The following is an 18,094-nucleotide window of genomic DNA, read 5'->3' on the forward strand; positions in this document are numbered from 1 at the left end:
GACGGAGATCGTCAACCGACGCCGTCATCGGCCGTCCGGCCAGGGATGATGGAGGGATGACGCTGCGCATCGACATCACCGGCCTGCCGGCCGAGCGGCTGCGGTTCGCCGCCTCCCCGCTGGCCGAGCTGACCGCGATGTTGCACGTCCTGGCCGAACCCGGGCATCATCCGCGGCTGGCCGGCTGGGCCGGGGACGTCTGGTCCGGGATGCCGCCGGAGCTGGCCGAGCGGTTGCGAGAGGCGGAGTTCCTCTGGCGTTCCTCGCGAGCCGATTTCCTGGTCCCGGCCCGGCCCCGCCAGACCCTCGCCGAGGAGCTGGACGATGTCGACCGGATCGACGACGAGACCTATGTGACCGCCGCGCTCGTCACCACGTGCGGCAGCAATCGGGTGCACTTCGCCGCGCCGTCGCCGCTCGCCGACGCGACCGCGCGCGAGCGGGCCCTCGACCTGGCCCAAGCGCGCGGCGAACGTCAGGAGGCGTTCGCGGAACGGCTGCTCGCCGACCCGGCCGCGGTGCGGGCGCGGGTGCGCCACACCCTCGAACAGTGCGCCGAGGCGTTCTTCGACGCCGCCTGGACGGGCGTCGCCGTGCGGCTGGCCACCGACCTGCGGCTGAAGAACGACCTGCTGAAGCGCCAGGGCATCGGGGCGGCTCTCGCCTCGGTCTCCGGCGCGGTCACCCTGACGCCGGACGGCAACCGCATCGTCGTGGACAAACTGCAGGACAATGCGACCGCCGCCCACGGCGCCGGGGTCACCTTCATCCCCAGTGACTTCGGCCGCCCGCACCTGGTGGTGGTCCACGCGCCCGGATGGCAGCCGGTGGTGCAGTATCCCGTGGCCGAGCCGGATCCGTCCGAGCCGGTGTCGCTGGAGACGGTCACCCTGCGGCTGGAGGCACTCGCCCATCCGGTACGACTGCGGCTGCTGCGCACCCTGGCCCGCGGCCCGCACACCACCGGCGAGCTGGCCCACGCCTGGGAGCTGTCGCCCCCGGAGGTCTCCCGCCACCTCGCCGTCCTGCGCCGCGCGGGCCTGCTCACGACCCGGCGGCACGGGCGCTACGTCCACTACACGCTCAACCTGCCCGAGATGACGACGCTGGGCACGGACCTGCTGGCGGCCGTCCTGCGCTGACCTCCGGCTCCTGTGTCGTCCGGCAGGCGGCCGGTCACCTGTCAGCTGGTGAAACGTCCCTCACGGGTGTACTTGCAGGCTCCGCCGAGGCAGTTGGGGCTGGACCCCCAGCCGTCGTCGTAGCTGACCCTGCGGTGGAGCTTGATCTTGCCTTTGACCTCTTCCGCCTGGTGCCCGGGGGCGACCTTCTCGTCAGCCTGCTTCCACCAACTGGTGCCGTTCCAGTAGTACAGCCGGTGCCGGGCCCACAGGGAGCTCGGCGAGCCCATCGGCAGGCAGTTGAAGATGAAGCTCTCCGCGCGACGCTCCTTGAAGCCGCCGAAGTCGAGGGTGGTGTACGACTTCGGCGCCAGGCCGGCCTGGGCGTTGTCGTGCCAGAGGTGCGACCCCCAGTGTTCGGCGGTGCACGACGCGGAGAGCACGGCCGCGGCCGGAGCGGTCAGGCCGCGTACGGTGACCGGCTCGCTGGTGATCCGCCGCCCCCGCAGCTCGGCGGGGAGGTCGGCGCCGTGGTCCTCGACGAGGCGCTGGGGCACCGGCACGTCGGGCGGGGTGATCTCCAGGTAGGTCTGCAGGTAGCTGTTGCTCCGGTCCCAGGCGATGAGCGGCGCGCTGCCGATGATCCCGACCTGGGACATCCCCACCTCGTCGGACGGCTGGCTGTCGGAGAAGCTCACGGTGAGACCGGTCGTGTATTCGATGTGCGCCAGGGGGATCTCCCGGTCGCTGTCCTCGGGTTCGGCCGCGGCTGGGGAGGAGGCGAGCATCAGCGTGGCGGCGATGGCGGCGATTGTCCTCATGTCACTCCTTGCGGTTGACGTTGCCGCGCAGAACGTTAGACACCGCCCTTTCAGCAACCTTAAACCTGAGCTCAGCGCACACCGGAGACCCGCGAGGAGAGGGTCGCCTTCGCTTCCCGCCGCCCCGGCTTGTGAGCCGTGGGCCTGCTCCTTACCTCAGGAGCTGGTCGGCGTTGATCTTCACCTCGAACTCGAAACGGTACGGGCTTCCTCCATTGGTGGGCACGGGCCACAGGTAGGGCAGTGGCTGGGTCAGGTCGAAGGAGATGGGCGGGTTGGTCGGCCGGACGGTGTCGACCGGATAGATGGTCCACCGCGGCGTCTGCTCCGGCGTCCCCGTTCCCGAGGTGGGCTGTGCGCTGGGCTGTGAGCTGGGCTGGGGACCCGGGTGGAAGGGCGGCGTGTCGATGTTGACGAACCACATGGTCGAGCGTGGGCCCACGTGGGAGGTGCTGGTGCCGCCTCCCCCGCCACCACCGGTGCCGCCGCCCTGGGTGGCCGTGGCGGGCAGGTAGTGGCGGTCGCTGGGCTCGGCGTCGCACGGCTCCGCCGCCCCGGCCGGTGGGGGCGCTCCGTCGGCCGCCTTGAGGCGCAGCCCCAGCTCACCCGCGATCATCAGGGCGTAGTGACCCGCCAGCGCCCGAGCTCACCAGCCACCTCATCAGGCCTCCCGGTGTGAGACCTTCCGCCAAGGGCTGGGGATAGTTGACCATCATGATCCTGGCCTTGCCGCTGGTGGCGACGTTCATCGCCCGCACCAGTCGCACCAGACGCGCCGAGAGGGTCGTCGGCTGCGTCAGCGGGCGGACGAACGGCGGACGCGGCGGCTCCGAGTCCGCCCATTCCTGCTCGGAGGTGCGGGTGACGTCGAGCAGCGGCGCGACCTCCGCCACGATGCTGTTCCGGAGGCCGATGTTCTTCGCGAGTATGGCGGTCAGCATGGGCCCGAAGCGGGCGTCGTTGCCGCCGAAGCCGGAGATCACCAGGTCGGTGGCGGCGTCCAGCCCCTCGTTCTGCGGCGGGTTGACGCGGCCGTGGTCGTTCTGGCCCACGAAGAAGTGCTCGGTGGCCCCGCCGGAGGAGGCGTTGAAACGGACGTCGAAGAAGACCTCGGGATTGGCGCGGCGCAGCAGGTCGATGGCCTGCAGGACCGCGGCGTCGGCCGAACGGTGATTTCCGTGGCAGGGGGAGGCAGGCATCGGCCAGTTACGGGGAGTGATCTGGTGACACGTCAACGCCCCCCGGCGAGCGCACTGCTCGGCCGCCGGGTTCCGCGCTTCCCCGAAGGCGGGTCGGTCCGATCAGTTGTGCCCGGCTTCGCCCAAAGCCTCAACGCCCGTCCCGCGAACCGGGCGTGTCTCCCCGTCGAACACGAGCTGCGGAACGCAGCATCGAGCAGTGCGGGCGTAGAACGTCGAGGAGGCACGACCTGCCGTACGCGGGCGGCTCCCCGCGATCGACGGTTGTCGGCTATCGCCCGGTGTGCCGGAGGATCGCGCCGGAGATCCGAGGAATCACCGGCGGCGGGAACCCGTGCCCCATTCCCTCGATGGGCAGGAACTCGCTGCCGGGAATCGCCGCCGCCAGGGCCTTCCCGTGGGCGAAGGGCGCCATGGGGTCGTCCGAGCCGTGAATCACCAGAGTCGGAGCGGTGATCGAGCCGACAAGCCCGGAACGGTCGCGGGAGGCGAAGGCCGCGAGGATGTGGTTCTTCGAGGCGTGGCCCGCATCGGTGGCGTTCTCGATCTCCCGCTCGATGATCGCGCGCGTGGCCGCCTCGTCGAACGCCGTCAGCCGTCCGGCGAGAATGCGCGCCAGTTTGAGATGCGACTCGACGTGCTCCTCCCGGGTGCTGGGCGGATTGGCGATCTGTTCGGCGTCCCAGGCGGCCAGCCGTGGATCGCGTACCGTGCCCCGGAAGGTGTTGGTCGCGGGGTCGAGGGGCTCGGCGCTCGACATGATGACCGTCAGGGTGCGCAGCCGGTCAGCGTGTTCGAGCGCGATCTCCTGGGCGATCATGCCGCCCATCGACGCGCCGACCACGTCCGCCGTGGCGATGCCCAAGCCGTCGAGCAGGCCGACCGCGTCCTGGGCGAGGTCGACCATGGTGTACGGGTTGGCCTCGTAATCCACGCAGCCGGACAGCCCGGTGTCCCGGTTGTCGTAGCGGATGACGTACCGGCCTTCCTCCTGGAGAAGCCGGCAGAGCTCGTCGGGCCAGGTGGCGCCCCGGGCGCCGAGCCCCATCACGAGCAGCAGCGCGGGGTCGGCGGGATCACCGAACGTCTCGCACCACAGACGGATCCCGTTGGCCTCGACTGTGCGTTCCATCATGTTCTGCCCCTCGTTCTGGCTCGCACCAGTGGCGACGACTGGCGCTACGACGTCCCATAAGAGGACGAGCGCTCACGGACCGTGCGCCGAGTCCGCTCCGACAGCGCCCTCCCATGGCAAAAAGTATATACAGATTAACTTTTTGCTTGATCCAGAGCCGTCACAACCCAGCCGGCACATGCAGGACGGCGAGCATCTGGGCCCGCAGGTGCACACTCAGCGCCCGGACGTCGTCGCTCAACCGGGCGGCGAGCACCGCCGTCACCATCCCCATGACGGAGGTGACGGCGATCCGCGCCGCGAGGTCCGACAGCTCCGGCCGCACCTCGATCAGCAACCCGACCCACTCCTCACGTATCTGCCGCATCTGGCGGTTGAGCCGCCGCCGATCCTGCTCCGGCAGCCACAGCAGCTCGGCCTGCATGATCAGAGTCAGACTCCGGTTCTCGACGGACGACCGGGAGAACCAGTCCACCAGGGCGATCAGCGCCTCCTGCGGGTCCCGGTCCCGGTCGGCCAGCGCGGCTTGCGTCCCCTCCTGAAGGCGTTCCAGCGACAACTCGATCAGGGCGAGGAGGATGGCCTGCTTGCCGGGGAAGTGCCGGTAGACCGCGGGGCCGGAGATGCCCACCGCGGCCCCGATGTCGTCGATCCCGGTGTCGGCGTAACCGCGCTCCACGAAGAGCCGGGCCGCCTGCAGCAGGATGACCCGCTTGCGCACCCCGTGTTTGCGCCCCTGCGAGATGAGGGATTCCAGCTCGTCGGACTCGGCCACGTACGTACCTCTCTGAAAGAAACGGGAACCACGGTTAACATATTGGATGGAGGCTGGCCAGGCACACCGTGGAGGGCACCCCGTCAGCTCCGCCGTTGCCGCCAGAACCCTCGTCGACCAGACAAGGCCGCGGCCCGGTCGAGGCGGTCGCGGACCTCGCGCAGCACCGGGACCAGCTCCGGCGGATCCAGCACCTCGAAGTCGCACCCCCAGGTGAGCCAGGCGTGCTGTCGCGGGCGCGGCCGGCTGCGGAGACAGCGCCTGCGCGCTCACATCGGAGGGACCAGGCCGGACTGGATGGCGAACACCACCAGCTGGGCACGGTCACGGGCCTTGAGTTTGAGCATCGCGCGGCTGACGTGTGTGCGCACGGTTTCCGTGCTGATGGCCAGACGGGCCGCGATCTCGTCGTTGGAGAGGCCGGCCGCGACCCAGGCCGTCACCTCGCCTTCGCGTTCGGTCAGGCCCTTGATGCCTGGATGCGCGACCACCGAGGGGGTGCGCCGCGCGAACTGGGAGATCACGCTACGGGTGATCGACGGGGACAGCAGCGATTCGCCCCGGGCCACCACACGTACCGCCTGTAACAGCTCGGCCGGGTCGGCGTCCTTGAGCACGAATCCGCTGGCGCCGTCCCGTAACGCCTCGAAGACGTATTCGTCCAGGCCGAAGGTGGTCAGCATGACGACCCGCACCGATGCCAGCGCCGGATCGCCGGTGATCTCCCGCAGCGCGGTCAAGCCGTCCACCTCGGGCATCCTGATGTCCATCAGCACCACGTCCGGCCGGGTGCGGCGGATCAGCGCCAGCCCGGAGCAGCCGTCGGCGGCCTCACCCACCAAGTCGGTGTCGGGCTCGGAGCGCAGCAACGTCCGGACGCCGACGCGGATCAGTGCCTGGTCGTCAACGGTCACCACGCGGATCATGTCCCGGCCTCCATCGGCAGAAGAGCCCGTACCGCAAAGCCCCCGCCGGGCAGCGGACCGGCCTCCATCTTCCCGCCGAGTCGCTCGGCCTGCGCGCGCATGCCGCGGATGCCGAGTCCTCCCGGGGCCGCCGGGCCGGGGCCGGCTTCCGCCCTGGCGCCCGTGTCGGTCACCTCGACCAGCAGGTCGTCCCCGTCGCGGCGGACCACGACCCGGGCGGGAACGGCACCGGCATGGCGCAGGACGTTCGTCAGCGCCTCCCGCACGATGCGGAACACCGCTTCCTCCACCGGGCGGGCTAGATGAAGGTCCGGCTGGAGGTCCACGTCCAGCTCGACCCCGGCCGTCCGCACTCGGTCAGCCAGCTCGTCCAGTAGATCCAGCCCAGGCCTGTCGGGCACCGGCCCGCGCTGCGCGGGCTGGTCGCCGCGCAGCCGCTCCAGCCCGGCGCGCAGGCTGTCCAGCCCCTCGCGGCTGGTGGCGCGCACCGCCTCCAAGGCGTGCCGGGCCTCGGTCACGTCGCGGTCGAGCATGTGCAGGGCGACTCCGGCCTGCATCGCGATGGCCGCCAGCCCGTGGCCGATGGTGTCGTGCAGATCCTGCGCCATGCGCAACCGCTCCTCGGAGGCCATGCGCCTCGCCTGCTCGGTGCGCAGGCCCGCGGCGGCCTCCCGCCGCAGCCGTACGGTGATCCCGGACGCCAGCGCGGCCAGGGCGATCGCGCCCCAGGCGAACACGTTCACAGAGCCGATCCCGTCCTCTGCGAGGGTCTTGGCGTACAGGGCCACCACCAGCACCCCGAAGTCCGCCGCCACGACCGCCACCGCCCGACCGACCGGCCACGCCGCCGCGACGTAGTACATGGCGGCGGGCACCGTCAGCAGGATCGGTCCGAACGGATATCCGGCCGCCAGGTAGGCCGCCACCGCCGCGCCGTTGATCGTCAGCACCATGCCCGGCCTGCTCCGCCCGGCCAGCGCCAGTGCCGCGACCACCACCAGTGCGTACGCGGGCGGCCCCAGCGGACGGGTCGAGTCGGGTTGGAACAAGGCCGCGGGCTGGGTGCCCACCAGGCCGGCGGCCAGGAACGGCAGGCATGGCCACCCGTCCGCCCACCAGCCCTGCGCTCGTTTCCTGGCGCCGTCCACCCTCACGACCCTAGCCGCGGGCGTGGGCCACGCGCTGTACGCAGATTTGCGTACACGGGAAAGCCGCGTTCAGGGTGACGACCCGGCTGCGGCGTCCTGTCCACGATGAAGGCCCATTCGCCAACGAACCAGGGGAATACCGATGAAACGCAACTTCACCCGAATCGTCCTGCCTCTCTGCGGCGCGGCGGCGCTGATCGGCGCCATGATGGCGACGTCGGCTCACGCGGAGCCGACCATGGAGCCACAGTCTCTGAGCGACTGCAAGTCGGGAAACGTCTGCCTCTGGGTCGACGCGGGCTTCCCCGGAATTCCGCGCCAGTACGGCAGCCCGGTGTTCCGCAACGTCGATGCCGCTGACCACGACAGGGTGAGCAGCTGGGCGAACAAGACGAGCTACACCTACTGCCTGTACGACAACGGCAGTTCGATCACTCTCGACCGTCTCGGGCCCGGGGCGACAAGGCCCAACATGCCGGGCGGCACGAACGATCGGGCCGATGCCATCGGGCGCTGCTGAGGCGCGAGCGTCCAGGCGGCGGACGGGTCCGGGAGATCTCTCCCGGACCCGGCCTCGGCGGCATCGTCCGAGCCCACCACAACCAGTGCGGAACCCGGCAGAACCTCCGGCCGGCCGGCTCCCAGCCCGGCCAAGCCGCCCATCCCTGCGGCGCCGCGCCGGTCGGAGGGTCGCCACCCATCTCTGCGGCGCCGCGCCGGTCGGAGGGGCCGCCGCCACCCTGGTGGCGGCCGCGGCGAGGTGTGGCGCGGCGCAATCGATGATCTTGATGACGAAGAGTCCTTCACATCGATGGAGTGATGCCATGCGTGTCCGAATGGTCTTAGGGGCCGTCGCAGTCGGCGGCCTGCTCACGTCAACGGCGGCGCCCGCGCAGGCGGCAGGCCCCCGGCCCGATTTCCAGGCGCCGTGGCCCTGCGGCCAGGTCCGGGACTACTTCCACCACGCCGAGGAGGTGCCGAACGCCATCGACTACAACGTCTCCGGCCCTTCGGACCTGGGGACCCCCGCCCTGGCCTCGGCCGCGGGCACCGTCGTGTCCGCGGGCCCGAACAACGGGTACGGCAACGAGGTCGTGCTGGACCACGGTGGCGGCTGGCGCAGCCGGGTCGCGCACCTGAGAGCGCTGTCGGTGTCGGTCGGCCAGAGTGTCGGACGCGGCCAGAAACTGGGGGAGGTCGGTGAGACGGGCCAGGCGACCGGCCCGCACCTGCATTCCGAGCAGCTCGCCGACGGCGTCCGGGTGCCCATCGTCATCGACGGCGTGGCGATGATCTCCGACGGCCAGGTCCGGCAGCACACCAGCGGCAACTGCGCGTTCACCACCGCCGTGTCCAACCTCGCCGTCTACCGCACCTCCAACAGCACCTTCTACATCCGCAGGCACACGGGCGGCCTGCTGAGCGAGGTGCGCTTCGGTCAGGCCGGCGACCTGCCCGCGCCCGGCCACTACCAGAACAGCCCCTACGACAACCTCGCCGTCTACCGCCCCTCGGACGGCACCTTCCACATCCGCAGGGCCGACGGGACCGAGCAGGTCATCGCCTTCCCCGGCGCCCAGAGCGGGGACGTGCCGGCGATCGGCCGGTACCAGCCCGGCGACTACGACAACCTCGCCCTCTACCGTCCGTCGGAAGGCGCCTACTACATCCGCTGGGCCGACGAGCAGATCGGCAGGATCGCCTACGGCGCCCCCGGCGACCGCCCGGCGCCGGGCTACTTCGAGACCGGGCGCCTCACCAACCTCGCCGTCTACCGGCAGCAGAGCAGCACCTTCCACATCCGCAGAGCCGACAACACCGTCGCGCCGGTCGTGTTCGGCGACGGCACCAAGGGCGACATCCCGGCCGTCGGCCACTTCCAGTGAGGACCTGATGAAGACAACCGCCGCCCTGCCGGCCCTCGTCGTCCTGCTGACCGGCACGCTGGTGGCGCCGCCGCCCGCGTCAGCGCTCACGGCCTTACCCTGCGACCCCAAGGGCGTGCCGGCCGCCGACGCCTGGAACGCGAGCCAGCTCTCCCCGGCGCTGACCGGGCGGATGCACGACAGCCTGTCGGCGTACCGCATCTCGTGCGCGAGGGTCGTCACCCAGGTCGTCAGGGACCGCGGGCTGCCGATCCGCGCGGCTGAGCTCGCGGTGACGACCATCATCACCGAGGCGACCATGGACAACCTCGACGGCGGGGACGGCACGAGCGTCGGCCTGTTCCAGCAGACCGAAGGCTCCTACGGCAACATCGACAGGAACGATCCGGTCGCCGCCACCAACGCCTTCCTCAACGCGATGCTGCGCGAGTTCCCCGACGGGAGCTGGCAGACGCGCCCCTTCGGCGAGGTCTGCCAGAAGGTGCAGCGCTCCGCCTACCCCGACAGGTACGCGCCGGAGGCCCACGACGGCGTCCTCGTCGCCCGCGCGGTATGGGACCGATCACCCTCCAACCTCGCCGTCTACCGCCCCACGGACAACACGTTCTACATCCGCAAGCTGGACGGCACACCGCTCACCCGGGTGAGCCTCGGCGTCCCCGGCGACCTGCCCGCGGTCGGACACTACGAGCGCGGCAACTTCGACAACCTCGCCGTCTACCGGCCATCCGCGGGGGCCTTCGTCATCCGCTGGGCCGACGGCAGGACCGAGAACGTCCCGTTCGGCCAGGCCGGCGACCTGCCCGCGACCGGCCGTTACGAGAACGTCGAGTACGACAACCTCGCCGTCTACCGCCCGTCGGACCGGACCTTCCACATCCGGCGTGCGAACGAATCGGTGTTGAAAGTGCCCTTCCCCGGCGCCCAGGACGGCGACGTGCCCGCCGTCGGCCACTACGAGCTCAGCAACTACGACAACCTGGCCCTCTACCGCCCGTCGGAAGGCGCCTACTACATCCGCTGGGCCAACGGGCGCATCGAGAGGATCGCCTTCGGCGCGCCCGGCGACCGCCCGGCACCCGCCCACTTCCAAGCGGGCCCGTACACCAACCTCGCCGTCTACCGACAGCAGAGCAGCACCTTCCACATCCGCAGAGCCGACAACACCGTCGCGCCGGTCGTGTTCGGCGACGGCACCAAGGGCGACGTCCCCGCCGTCGGCAAGTTCGAGTAGCGCGCGAGGGGCTCAGCGGAGGAGCTTCGCCCAGGTGTCCGTGGCGATCACCATGTCCGGCCGGCCGCGAGCGCGGCGTGGTGGTCATCACCGACGACACGATCTCTCCCGTCGCCGGCCAGGCCGCGAGCGTGCCGGCGACCGAGGTGAGTGAGACAGGTTTCAGCACCGAGACGAGCCTGAGGGCGGCACGGCCCAGCCGCTCCACGACCCGAGCCACGGCAGCGTGCGGAGCTGGACCAGCATGCCCAGCCGATCGACAGGGCCCCGGCCGCCGGGACTCGTGAACGCCGCGTCGGCCGCCGTCGGCGTGAACACCGCGTGGTCGGTGAGCACGTGCTTGGCCTCGGCCGGTCACGGCTTGGAGAGAACGGCCATCCGGCAGCAACGCGGCCGGCGCCCACCGCGTGCCGCGACGCCGAACAGACCGGTTACCGTCCCCGGTCGCAACCGCACTCCGACCAGGGGGCCGCCCCCGGGCAGGGGTCCCCGCCGTCCGCCAGCGATCAAGCGGCCCCAGGACGGGCACCGCGGCATCGAACTCACTGCCCGTCTTGGCCGCCGTCGCGGGCGCGGCGCCAGATTCGATCAGCCGATCGGTGGCGCGAGGTACTCCAGCGCATAACCCCCGCCGGACGAGCTCACGCGGGCGATGCCGGGTGAGTCGAGGTGGGCGCCCGCCACGAAGTGCTGCGGCCGGATCAGCTGTTCCAGAAGGCCCGCTCGTGCGGCACGGGCCTGGGACTGGTCGCCGTCGAACTCCCACGACACCTTCGGCCGGTCGAACTGGAGCGTGGGCACGTGAACGGTGTCGCCCCAGACGAGAAGGCGGCCGGCGCCGCTCCTGACCTCGTAGACGGTGTGACCGGGTGTGTGGCCCGGTGTCGGGATCGCGGTGGCCCAGTCGTTGATCGCCATGTTCTCCGACACCGGCACGACCCGGTCGCGGATCGGCTCCAGCCGCCCCCTGAACACCGAGGTGTCGCCCGCGCCGATCCACACGCGTTCGAGTCCGGGGAACGCCTCCGCACCTTCCGGCGTGATCAGGCCGCTCACGTGGTCTTCGTGGTTGTGGGTGATGGCCACGTCGGTGACCTGCGCGCGGTCGATCCCCGCTTCGTCGAGCGCGTCGTAGATCAGCCCCATGGTGGGGTCGTGCCAGACGTCGGACGCGCCGGTGTCGACGAGCAGCGACCGCGTGCCGTCGGTGACGAAGAAGGCGTTCACCGCCAGGCGCAGGTTGTCCCCGGCCAGCGGGACGGCGGCCGGCAGCTCGTCGAGCGTGCGCCCGTCCTCGTCGCGGAGCCGTGTCGGCGGCATGTCGATGTACCCGTCCCGCAACGAGACCACCTGTAGATCGCCGAATTCGAACGTGGCATGGAGCCGGCCACTCGACATCAAACGCATGGAAACCTCCGTCGTGCTGGGCGCACAGGGCGCCCGTCTTCAATAGAAGACTCTATCTTCTTTAGAAGAAACCCTACACTGTGCACAGCGACGTACCCATCGATCGAGGAGCACGGTGACCGAGCAACACGGCAACGCGGCCGGACCAGAGCACGGTGACGACCTGGCCGGCGCGTTCGGCGGCAACGTGCGGCGACGCCGCGAGGAGGCGGGCCTGACGCTGGAGCAGCTGTCCGCGCAGTCGTCGGTCAGCCGGGCGATGTTGTCCAAGGTCGAACGCGGTGAGAAGAGCCCGACGATCGGCGTCGCGTCCAGGATCGCCCACGCGCTCGACGCGTCGCTCTCGGACCTGATCGGCGCGCCGGCCGCCGCGTCCGGGGTGGCCATCGTCATGCGCAAGGACGACCGCCCGATCTTCCGTGACCCGGAGACCGGCTTCGAGCGGCACATGGTGTCGGCGGCCCCGGGCGCGGGAGGCGCCGAGATGATCGTCCACCACCTGCCCGCGCAGGTCTCCACCGGGCTGCTGCCCGCGTATCCACCGGGCACGGAGAAGCAGCTCGTGGTGCTGGAAGGCACCCTCACCGTCGCGATCGGCGGGATCGTCGAGACCCTGAACGCGGGCGACTCCCTGTTCCTCCAGGCCGACGCCGACCACGGCTTCGCCAACCGCACGAACGCCCGCTGCGAGTACATCATGTTCATCTCGCGCAGAACCTGATCGGCCGCGGCTTCCCGGCCTGGACGTGCTCGATCCACCGTCTGATGTCAGGCTGGGTACGTTCAGGTCGGTCCCTTGCGCCTTGGAGGTCTGATGCGGGCGGGCGTCGTGGTCACGGCACACCCCGGTGTGGAGGACCTCGCCGTGCGGGCCGAGGAGCTGGGCCTGCACAGTTTCTGGGTCAACGACACCCCGATGGTCCACGGCGACCCCTTCATCGCCCTGGGGCTGTGCGCGAAGGCCACCAGCCGCATCAGGCTGGGCATCGGCGTGACCTCACCGGCGCTGCGCTCGGCCCCGGCCGCCGCGAGCGGGTTCGCCAGCCTCAACGCCCTGGCCCCGGGCCGGATCATCTGCGGGATCGGCACCGGCAACACCGCCCGCCGCACGCTGGGCATGCGGCCGACCACGGCGGCGACGATGGAGAACTTCACCGCCGCCCTTCAGGACCTGTGCGCCGGACGAAGCATCGAGTACCGCGAGGGCGACCGGGTGCGCGACGTCCGGTTCCTGCACGCCGGGGCGCACGTGAACACGGCCGACCCGATCGAGTTCGTCGTGGCCGCGCAGCTCGGGCCGAAGGCCGCCGCCGTCGCCGGCCGCCGTGGCACCGGCCTGATCTCCTTCGGCCTGCTCGACCCCACCGCGTGGCACGCGCTGCACGACGCCCGCCGCCGCGCCGCCCGCGTTCCCGGCTCCCCTACGAACTCCTACGTGGTCACCGCTCTGCACGTACTCGACGAGGACGAGGACCCCCACGGCGACGCGGCCAGGGACGCGACGGGCCACCTCGTCCTGTCGTTGCTGGCCTTCGCCGCCGACACAGCCGCCGACACAGCCGCCGACACAGGCGCCGACACAGGCGCCTTCGCCGAGCGACTCGGCCCCGAGGAACGCGAGGCGGTGCGGCGACTGCTCGACCGGCGCGGCACCACCGCCACCGCACCCGACCGGCACACCAAGCTTTACCCCGACTACCTCGGACGCATCGCGCCGCAGGACCGGGACCTGATCCTGCCCTCGCTGATGAACACCCTGGCCCTGGTCGGCACCCGCGACGACCTCCGCGCCCGCATCGCCACCCTGGAACGGGCCGGCATCGACGAACTGCTCATCCAGCCGGTGATCGACCCGCCCGCCGAGATGGCCCAGCTCGTGGGCCTGCTCACCTGAGCAGATCGTCCTCGTCCCGCACATGCGCCAAGACGGCCCCGGAGGGGGGCCAAGGCCGGTTAACGGGCTGGGCGGGCGATCAGGGCCTCTATGCCGTCCAGCAGGAGGTTGAGGCCGAACCGGAAGTCAGCGTCCTCCGTCCAGCCGGTGGAGTCCCTGAGCAGGCCGGAACGCATCATGGCCGACAGTGCCGGGTACGTCTCGGGGTCCAGGACCTCGGTGAGTATCTCGCCGTACTCGGCGGCTCCCTTGGCCCTGGCCGCGAGCTGCGTGCCGCCGGCGCCGAGCGAGTGCGTGAGTGTGGCGTCGGTGAGGGCGTAGCCGCTCAGCACCGTGGCGGCGTTGAACGTCTGGCCGTCGTCCAGCCCGGTGTCGGACAACGCGTCCAGGGCCCGGTCGAGCCAGAGCAGGCGATGCGGACCTACCGGCTGGTCTTCCGTCCCAGGCCGGCGGCCTTCTTCGCGCGCAGCCTGGCCGATCTGGCGTGGGCCGCGGTCCGCAGGCAGCCTGGCGTCGGCGAGTTCGCCGACGCCAGGTGGCCCGCGCACCTGCACATCAACGTGGCACCCGAGGCACGAGGGACCGGCGCCGCCGACGGGCTGATGAGTCGATGGCTCGACCGGCTCAGGAAGGCCGGATCTCCCGGCTGCCACCTGCAGACCCTGGTCGAGAACACCCGGGCGGTGCGGTTCTTCGAGCGCATGGGCTTCGCCGAGCACGGCCCGGCACCACTGGTGCCCGGCCTCCGGCACGACGGCCGGCGGGTCCACCAGCGGACGATGATCTGGAGCGCCGGCCGCGCTGCCGAGGCCGGCGCGTGGAGGTCCACAGAACGTCAATAGTCCCGGCCGCACCGGACCGTAGGGGCGGGCGTATCCGGGGACCGGCGTGCGCCCACCGACGACGAGCCAAAGCAGTGACGATCAGCATGCCCTGGGCCGGCTGCCAGGCCGGGGTCCTGGGATTCCTCGTAGGCCTTGGTCTTGGCGGGCCATCACCGGAGGGGCCGAACTTCGCAGCACGTCAAGCGGAAATGGGGCGCGTTCCCGGACGTCGTGGCTCTCGGGGGCTCTCCTTGCTCAACCCCGAGATCGTTAGTCGCTCGGAGCGGACCACCGGTGCGCGGCCTCACCGCTCGGACGGCACCTGCGCGCGCCCCATCAGGACCCGCAAGCCCTCCAGCAGGTCCGCCGGAGCCGGCGCGCCGTCCGGGTCCACCAGCCACTGCGCCGCCAGGCCGCCCACCAGCGTCTGGATCACCGCCCCCACCTTCTCGGAGTCGGAGCCGAACAGCTCCGCCAGCCCCAGCCTGGCCTGCCGTCCCGCCTCCGCGAACGACTCGCGCAGCTCGGGGGTGCGCGCCATGTGCGCGACCAGCTCGAACTGGATCACCCAGAGCGGCCTGGCGCGAGTGAAGGACTCGATGACCTTGGCCCAGGTCGTCTCGAAGTCTCCCGGCTCGGCCAGCGCCCGGCCCAGGTCGTCGGCCCATTCCTGCATCGCCTCCACCACCGCCTCGTTGAGCAGCGCGTCCTTCGTGCCGTAGTGGTAGCCGATCGCCGCCAGGCTGACCCCGGCCGCGGTGGCGATGTCACGTGCGGTCGTGTGGAAGTAGCCCTTCTCGTAGAGGCAGAGCTTGGCGCCGTTCAGAAGATCCTCTCGATTTCCCATGACGCCATCTTACACATCCGTGTTGCACATCTGTCTAACACATGCGTACTATTCGGGTCATGAAGAACATCCTGATCTCCGGCGCCAGCATGGCGGGCACGACCCTGGCCTACTGGCTTCGCGAGCACGGCTTCACCCCGACTGTCGTCGAGCGCGCCACCGACGTCCGCGAAGGCGGCTACAAGGTCGACATCCGGGGCGCCGCCCTCGATGTCGTCGAGAGGATGGGCCTGCTGGAGGAGATCCGTGCCCTCCGCACCGACGTCCGCACCGGCTCGGTCGTCGACGGCGAGGGCCGCAAGGTGGCCAGCATGGACGGCGACAGCTTCGGCGGCCGCGTCCACCAGGACGCCGAACTGCACCGCGGCGACCTCGTCCGGCTCCTCCACGAGGCGACTGACGGCGTCGAGTACGTCTTCGGCGACTCCATCGCCGCCATCGACGGCACCCGGGTCACCTTCGCCGGCGGGCTCGTCCGCGACTTCGACCTCGTCATCGGCGCCGACGGACTGCACTCCAACACCCGCGCCCTGGCCTTCGGGCCCGAGGAGCGCTTCGTCCACGACATGGGCTACAACGTCTCGATCTTCAGCGTGCCCAACCACCTCGGGCTCGACCGCGAGGAACTCACCTACGTCGGCCCCGGCCGCACGGCGCTGCTCTACAGCACCCGCCAGGACACCGGCGCGAAGGCCATGTTCCTGTGGGCCGCCACCGGCAGGGCAGGCGACCGCGCCGAGCAGCAGCAGGCCCTGGCCGACGCCTACCGCGGCTCAGGCTGGGAGGTGCCGCGCCTGCTGGAGGCCATGACCGGCGCGCCCGACTTCTACTTCGACTCCATGAGCCAGGTGCGCATGGACACCTGGCACACCGGCCCGGTCGCGCTGGTCGGCGACGCGGCCTACTGCGCCTCGCCCGCCTCCGGCCAAGGCACCAGCCTCGCGCTGGTCGGCGCGTACGTGCTGGCGGCCGAGCTCAAACGGGCCGGCGGCGACCACACCATCGCCTTCCCCGCGTACGAGGCGCGGATGCGCTCCTTCGTCGAGGCCAACCAGGCCCTGGGCACCGCCAACATCAAACGGATGGTCCTGTCGAGCCGTTCCCAGGTGCGCCTGTCGATGCTGATGCTGCGCCTGGTCGGCCTGCTGCCCGGCAAGGACCGGATCATGGCCAAGGTCGTCGAGCCCATCCACCGCGCCGCCACCGCCATCGACCTGCCCACCTGGTGACACCTCGCGGCCCGCGAGCCTGCGCAGAAACGACCCGTGTCCCCTGCCCTCGAAGTGAGCCTGACTTGTCAATGATCGTAGAAACGGCAGTCGTCCACGAGATCGACGCCGAGACCATCATCTCGCCCACCGCCACCGGACGACTGCTGCTCGACTCCAGCGACACCGGCGGTGCGCTGAGCACCATCAGGATGACGCTCGCCGACGGCGCCGACGGCGCCGTGCCGCACCACCACGCCACCTCGACCGAACTCTTCTACATCCTGGACGGCAGGGCGCGCGTCCTGGCAGGCGAGGAGATCGTGACCTTGGAGGCGGGCGACGTGGCGTCCGTGCCCCCGTTGACGCCCCATGCCTTCGCCGCGGCCCCCGGCTGCACAGCCGACCTTCTCGTCATCGTCGCCCCTGGCATTCAGCGCTTCGAGTACTTCCGCCTGCTCGACCGCCTACGCAAAGGCGAGGCCACGCTCGAGGAACTGCTGGCCTCCCAGGACCTCTACGACAACCACTTCCTCGACAGCCCCGCCTGGACCCGCGACCGCCAGGCGTCCTGACCCCATCAGCATTGAAGGAGATGTCTTGATGTCCGCAAAGGTGCCATCTCGTACCACTGTCGGTGTTGTTCTCGCTTTCGTCGGCGCCCTGTTCATCGGCTATGTCGGGGTGAGCTATCTGCTGGCCCCTCAATCCATGGCGCCCAACTTCGGCCTGCCGAGCTGGCCGCATGGCGAGGGTGCGGGATTCCTCGCCGTCAAGGGCGTTCGGGATCTGGCGTCCGGCCTGGTGATTCTCGCGGTCCTGATGACCGGCAACCGCCGGGTCCTGGGGTGGGTGATGCTGGCTGCGGCGCTCACCCCGATCGGCGACATGTTCATCGTGCTGCTCTCCGGTGGAGACCCCGCAACCGCCTTCGGCGTGCACGGCGCCACCGCCGCGGCGGTCGTCCTCGCCGGCGGCCTGTTGCTCAGCGGTTCCCGGACCGGGTCACCGCAACCCGTCGCTTGACGGGCCGGCCCCCACCCGCCTGGCGTTTTCCCACGTTTGGGGCGGGCTGTGGGGTGGCGTCATGCGACGATCTTGGCGACCAGGCCGACGAGGGTGTCGCGAGCGTTGTCCGCACCGTCCTGTCCCATGATCATGTGAACCAGCTGCGGCGTGGCGTACCACCATCCGGCCAGGGCGATCACGGCGTGGAGCAGTTCGCTGGGCGCGAAGTCCGCGTTCAGGGCACCCGCCTTCTGGGCGGCGGCGAGCGCTGCCAGCTTGGAGGCGTAGTGGGCGCCGCGCTCCTCCCCCGCCGCGATGGGGCCGGCGGCGCGGTGCAGCCCCTCCCAGTGCAGCAGACGGATGAACTGCGGATGCTCACGGTGGTAGTCGTACACGCGGCCGGCGTACTCCGGCAGGTCGCCGGCCAGGGCGTCGTCCAGCGGCACGGCCTCGGCGAGCTGTTTCAGCGCCCAGGTCAGCACGGCGGCGAACAGTTGCTCCTTGTTGCCGAAGTACTGGTAGATGCGCTCCTTGTTGACGCCCGCGGCGGCGGCCACCCGATCCAGCCGGGCCGCCTCCGGGCCGTGGTCGGCGAACTCCCGCACCGCCGCGTCCAGCAGGAGCTTCCGCGTCCTCTCCGTGTTCCAGGCCATGGCCGAAG

The 18,094-nt window shown here is 70.7% G+C and carries 22 protein-coding genes; 10 read left to right on the forward strand and 12 right to left on the reverse strand.

The features are described 5' to 3' along the window. The first annotated feature begins 56 nt into the window (after positions 1-56). Positions 57-1,142 (forward strand): DUF5937 family protein, encoded by a 1,086-nt coding sequence (locus tag ACWCSU_RS25165; RefSeq protein WP_357708416.1) that lies wholly within the window; start codon positions 57-59, stop codon positions 1,140-1,142. Positions 1,143-1,183: 41 nt separating this feature from the next. On the opposite strand, the gene ACWCSU_RS25170 is transcribed toward ACWCSU_RS25165, so the two are convergent. The 7 genes from ACWCSU_RS25170 to ACWCSU_RS25200 form a co-directional block, all read right to left on the reverse strand. Continuing rightward, positions 1,184-1,942, reverse strand: a complete 759-nt coding sequence (locus ACWCSU_RS25170; protein WP_449937932.1) for a hypothetical protein — start codon at positions 1,940-1,942, stop codon at positions 1,184-1,186. Between the two features lie 151 nt (positions 1,943-2,093). Continuing rightward, entirely contained in the window at positions 2,094-2,558 is a 465-nt protein-coding gene (locus tag ACWCSU_RS25175; RefSeq protein ID WP_449937935.1) for a hypothetical protein, read from the reverse strand. Next, positions 2,545-3,141: a hypothetical protein gene (locus tag ACWCSU_RS25180; RefSeq protein WP_449937937.1), complete on the reverse strand. Its 597-nt coding sequence runs from the start codon at positions 3,139-3,141 to the stop codon at positions 2,545-2,547. Before ACWCSU_RS25180 ends, ACWCSU_RS25175 begins: the two co-directional genes overlap by 14 nt. Positions 3,142-3,412: 271 nt before the next feature. After that, positions 3,413-4,276: an alpha/beta fold hydrolase gene (locus ACWCSU_RS25185; RefSeq protein ID WP_449937939.1), complete on the reverse strand. Its 864-nt coding sequence runs from the start codon at positions 4,274-4,276 to the stop codon at positions 3,413-3,415. A gap of 160 nt (positions 4,277-4,436) precedes the next feature. Then, on the reverse strand, positions 4,437-5,051 hold the full coding sequence (locus ACWCSU_RS25190; RefSeq protein ID WP_357708409.1) for a TetR/AcrR family transcriptional regulator: 615 nt from the start codon (positions 5,049-5,051) through the stop codon (positions 4,437-4,439). 269 nt (positions 5,052-5,320) lie between these two features. Next, on the reverse strand, positions 5,321-5,977 hold the full coding sequence (locus tag ACWCSU_RS25195) for a response regulator (protein WP_449937942.1): 657 nt from the start codon (positions 5,975-5,977) through the stop codon (positions 5,321-5,323). Next, the gene (locus ACWCSU_RS25200; RefSeq protein WP_449937944.1) at positions 5,974-7,125 is read right to left on the reverse strand and encodes a sensor histidine kinase; all 1,152 of its coding nucleotides are present in this window, start codon (positions 7,123-7,125) and stop codon (positions 5,974-5,976) included. The genes ACWCSU_RS25195 and ACWCSU_RS25200 overlap by 4 nt, the downstream gene beginning before the upstream one ends. Before the next feature lie 142 nt (positions 7,126-7,267). Here ACWCSU_RS25200 and ACWCSU_RS25205 point away from each other — a divergent pair, with 142 nt between their 5' ends. The 3 genes from ACWCSU_RS25205 (at position 7,268) to ACWCSU_RS25215 (ending at position 10,245) form a co-directional block, all read left to right on the forward strand. Next, positions 7,268-7,645, forward strand: coding sequence for a peptidase inhibitor family I36 protein (locus ACWCSU_RS25205; protein ID WP_357708405.1), 378 nt, complete (start codon positions 7,268-7,270; stop codon positions 7,643-7,645). Positions 7,646-7,949: 304 nt separating this feature from the next. Beyond that, positions 7,950-9,011, forward strand: coding sequence for a M23 family metallopeptidase (locus tag ACWCSU_RS25210; RefSeq protein WP_449937947.1), 1,062 nt, complete (start codon positions 7,950-7,952; stop codon positions 9,009-9,011). A 7-nt stretch (positions 9,012-9,018) separates the two neighbouring features. Next, the gene (locus tag ACWCSU_RS25215) at positions 9,019-10,245 is read left to right on the forward strand and encodes a hypothetical protein (protein ID WP_449937949.1); all 1,227 of its coding nucleotides are present in this window, start codon (positions 9,019-9,021) and stop codon (positions 10,243-10,245) included. Between the two features lie 162 nt (positions 10,246-10,407). Here ACWCSU_RS25215 and ACWCSU_RS25220 read toward each other — a convergent pair whose 3' ends face one another. Next, complete coding sequence (locus tag ACWCSU_RS25220; RefSeq protein WP_449937951.1) at positions 10,408-10,581, reverse strand: hypothetical protein; 174 nt, start codon at positions 10,579-10,581, stop codon at positions 10,408-10,410. A 252-nt stretch (positions 10,582-10,833) separates the two neighbouring features. After that, complete coding sequence (locus ACWCSU_RS25225; RefSeq protein WP_449937954.1) at positions 10,834-11,652, reverse strand: MBL fold metallo-hydrolase; 819 nt, start codon at positions 11,650-11,652, stop codon at positions 10,834-10,836. A 115-nt stretch (positions 11,653-11,767) separates the two neighbouring features. Here ACWCSU_RS25225 and ACWCSU_RS25230 point away from each other — a divergent pair, with 115 nt between their 5' ends. Then, a complete protein-coding gene (locus ACWCSU_RS25230) occupies positions 11,768-12,373 on the forward strand; it encodes a helix-turn-helix domain-containing protein (RefSeq protein ID WP_449937956.1) in 606 nt (201 codons plus the stop codon). A 93-nt stretch (positions 12,374-12,466) separates the two neighbouring features. Continuing rightward, the gene (locus tag ACWCSU_RS25235) at positions 12,467-13,546 is read left to right on the forward strand and encodes an LLM class flavin-dependent oxidoreductase (protein WP_449937959.1); all 1,080 of its coding nucleotides are present in this window, start codon (positions 12,467-12,469) and stop codon (positions 13,544-13,546) included. Positions 13,547-13,605: 59 nt separating this feature from the next. Here ACWCSU_RS25235 and ACWCSU_RS25240 read toward each other — a convergent pair whose 3' ends face one another. Next, positions 13,606-13,926: a TetR/AcrR family transcriptional regulator C-terminal domain-containing protein gene (locus ACWCSU_RS25240; protein ID WP_449937961.1), complete on the reverse strand. Its 321-nt coding sequence runs from the start codon at positions 13,924-13,926 to the stop codon at positions 13,606-13,608. 33 nt (positions 13,927-13,959) lie between these two features. Here ACWCSU_RS25240 and ACWCSU_RS25245 point away from each other — a divergent pair, with 33 nt between their 5' ends. Then, positions 13,960-14,388: a GNAT family N-acetyltransferase gene (locus ACWCSU_RS25245; RefSeq protein ID WP_449937964.1), complete on the forward strand. Its 429-nt coding sequence runs from the start codon at positions 13,960-13,962 to the stop codon at positions 14,386-14,388. A gap of 286 nt (positions 14,389-14,674) precedes the next feature. On the opposite strand, the gene ACWCSU_RS25250 is transcribed toward ACWCSU_RS25245, so the two are convergent. Next, complete coding sequence (locus ACWCSU_RS25250; RefSeq protein ID WP_397041876.1) at positions 14,675-15,217, reverse strand: TetR/AcrR family transcriptional regulator; 543 nt, start codon at positions 15,215-15,217, stop codon at positions 14,675-14,677. 59 nt (positions 15,218-15,276) lie between these two features. On the opposite strand from ACWCSU_RS25250, the gene ACWCSU_RS25255 reads away from it, so the two are divergent. From ACWCSU_RS25255 to ACWCSU_RS25265, 3 genes are all read left to right on the forward strand, one after another. Then, positions 15,277-16,446, forward strand: coding sequence for an FAD-dependent monooxygenase (locus tag ACWCSU_RS25255; RefSeq protein WP_449937966.1), 1,170 nt, complete (start codon positions 15,277-15,279; stop codon positions 16,444-16,446). Between the two features lie 71 nt (positions 16,447-16,517). Further along, the gene (locus tag ACWCSU_RS25260; protein WP_449937969.1) at positions 16,518-17,000 is read left to right on the forward strand and encodes a cupin domain-containing protein; all 483 of its coding nucleotides are present in this window, start codon (positions 16,518-16,520) and stop codon (positions 16,998-17,000) included. Between the two features lie 28 nt (positions 17,001-17,028). Next, positions 17,029-17,451 carry a DUF4267 domain-containing protein gene (locus tag ACWCSU_RS25265; protein ID WP_449937972.1) on the forward strand — a complete coding sequence of 141 codons (423 nt, stop codon included), beginning with the start codon at positions 17,029-17,031 and terminating at the stop codon, positions 17,449-17,451. Between the two features lie 59 nt (positions 17,452-17,510). On the opposite strand, the gene ACWCSU_RS25270 is transcribed toward ACWCSU_RS25265, so the two are convergent. Next, positions 17,511-18,086, reverse strand: a complete 576-nt coding sequence (locus tag ACWCSU_RS25270; protein WP_449937975.1) for a TetR family transcriptional regulator — start codon at positions 18,084-18,086, stop codon at positions 17,511-17,513. Positions 18,087-18,094 lie beyond the last annotated feature (8 nt).

Source organism: Nonomuraea sp. NPDC001699, from assembly GCF_053596455.1.

Coding starts and splice junctions, on each gene's coding strand:
- ACWCSU_RS25225 (WP_449937954.1), bottom strand. CDS start 11,652: ATGCGTTTGATGTCGAGTGGCCGGCTCCATGCCACGTTCGAATTCGGC.
- ACWCSU_RS25205 (WP_357708405.1), top strand. CDS start 7,268: ATGAAACGCAACTTCACCCGAATCGTCCTGCCTCTCTGCGGCGCGGCG.
- ACWCSU_RS25255 (WP_449937966.1), top strand. CDS start 15,277: ATGAAGAACATCCTGATCTCCGGCGCCAGCATGGCGGGCACGACCCTG.
- ACWCSU_RS25245 (WP_449937964.1), top strand. CDS start 13,960: ATGCGGACCTACCGGCTGGTCTTCCGTCCCAGGCCGGCGGCCTTCTTC.
- ACWCSU_RS25215 (WP_449937949.1), top strand. CDS start 9,019: ATGAAGACAACCGCCGCCCTGCCGGCCCTCGTCGTCCTGCTGACCGGC.
- ACWCSU_RS25170 (WP_449937932.1), bottom strand. CDS start 1,942: ATGAGGACAATCGCCGCCATCGCCGCCACGCTGATGCTCGCCTCCTCC.
- ACWCSU_RS25265 (WP_449937972.1), top strand. CDS start 17,029: ATGTCCGCAAAGGTGCCATCTCGTACCACTGTCGGTGTTGTTCTCGCT.
- ACWCSU_RS25250 (WP_397041876.1), bottom strand. CDS start 15,217: ATGGGAAATCGAGAGGATCTTCTGAACGGCGCCAAGCTCTGCCTCTAC.
- ACWCSU_RS25185 (WP_449937939.1), bottom strand. CDS start 4,276: ATGATGGAACGCACAGTCGAGGCCAACGGGATCCGTCTGTGGTGCGAG.
- ACWCSU_RS25270 (WP_449937975.1), bottom strand. CDS start 18,086: ATGGCCTGGAACACGGAGAGGACGCGGAAGCTCCTGCTGGACGCGGCG.
- ACWCSU_RS25180 (WP_449937937.1), bottom strand. CDS start 3,141: ATGCCTGCCTCCCCCTGCCACGGAAATCACCGTTCGGCCGACGCCGCG.
- ACWCSU_RS25175 (WP_449937935.1), bottom strand. CDS start 2,558: ATGATCGCGGGTGAGCTGGGGCTGCGCCTCAAGGCGGCCGACGGAGCG.
- ACWCSU_RS25260 (WP_449937969.1), top strand. CDS start 16,518: ATGATCGTAGAAACGGCAGTCGTCCACGAGATCGACGCCGAGACCATC.
- ACWCSU_RS25210 (WP_449937947.1), top strand. CDS start 7,950: ATGCGTGTCCGAATGGTCTTAGGGGCCGTCGCAGTCGGCGGCCTGCTC.
- ACWCSU_RS25165 (WP_357708416.1), top strand. CDS start 57: ATGACGCTGCGCATCGACATCACCGGCCTGCCGGCCGAGCGGCTGCGG.
- ACWCSU_RS25235 (WP_449937959.1), top strand. CDS start 12,467: ATGCGGGCGGGCGTCGTGGTCACGGCACACCCCGGTGTGGAGGACCTC.
- ACWCSU_RS25195 (WP_449937942.1), bottom strand. CDS start 5,977: ATGATCCGCGTGGTGACCGTTGACGACCAGGCACTGATCCGCGTCGGC.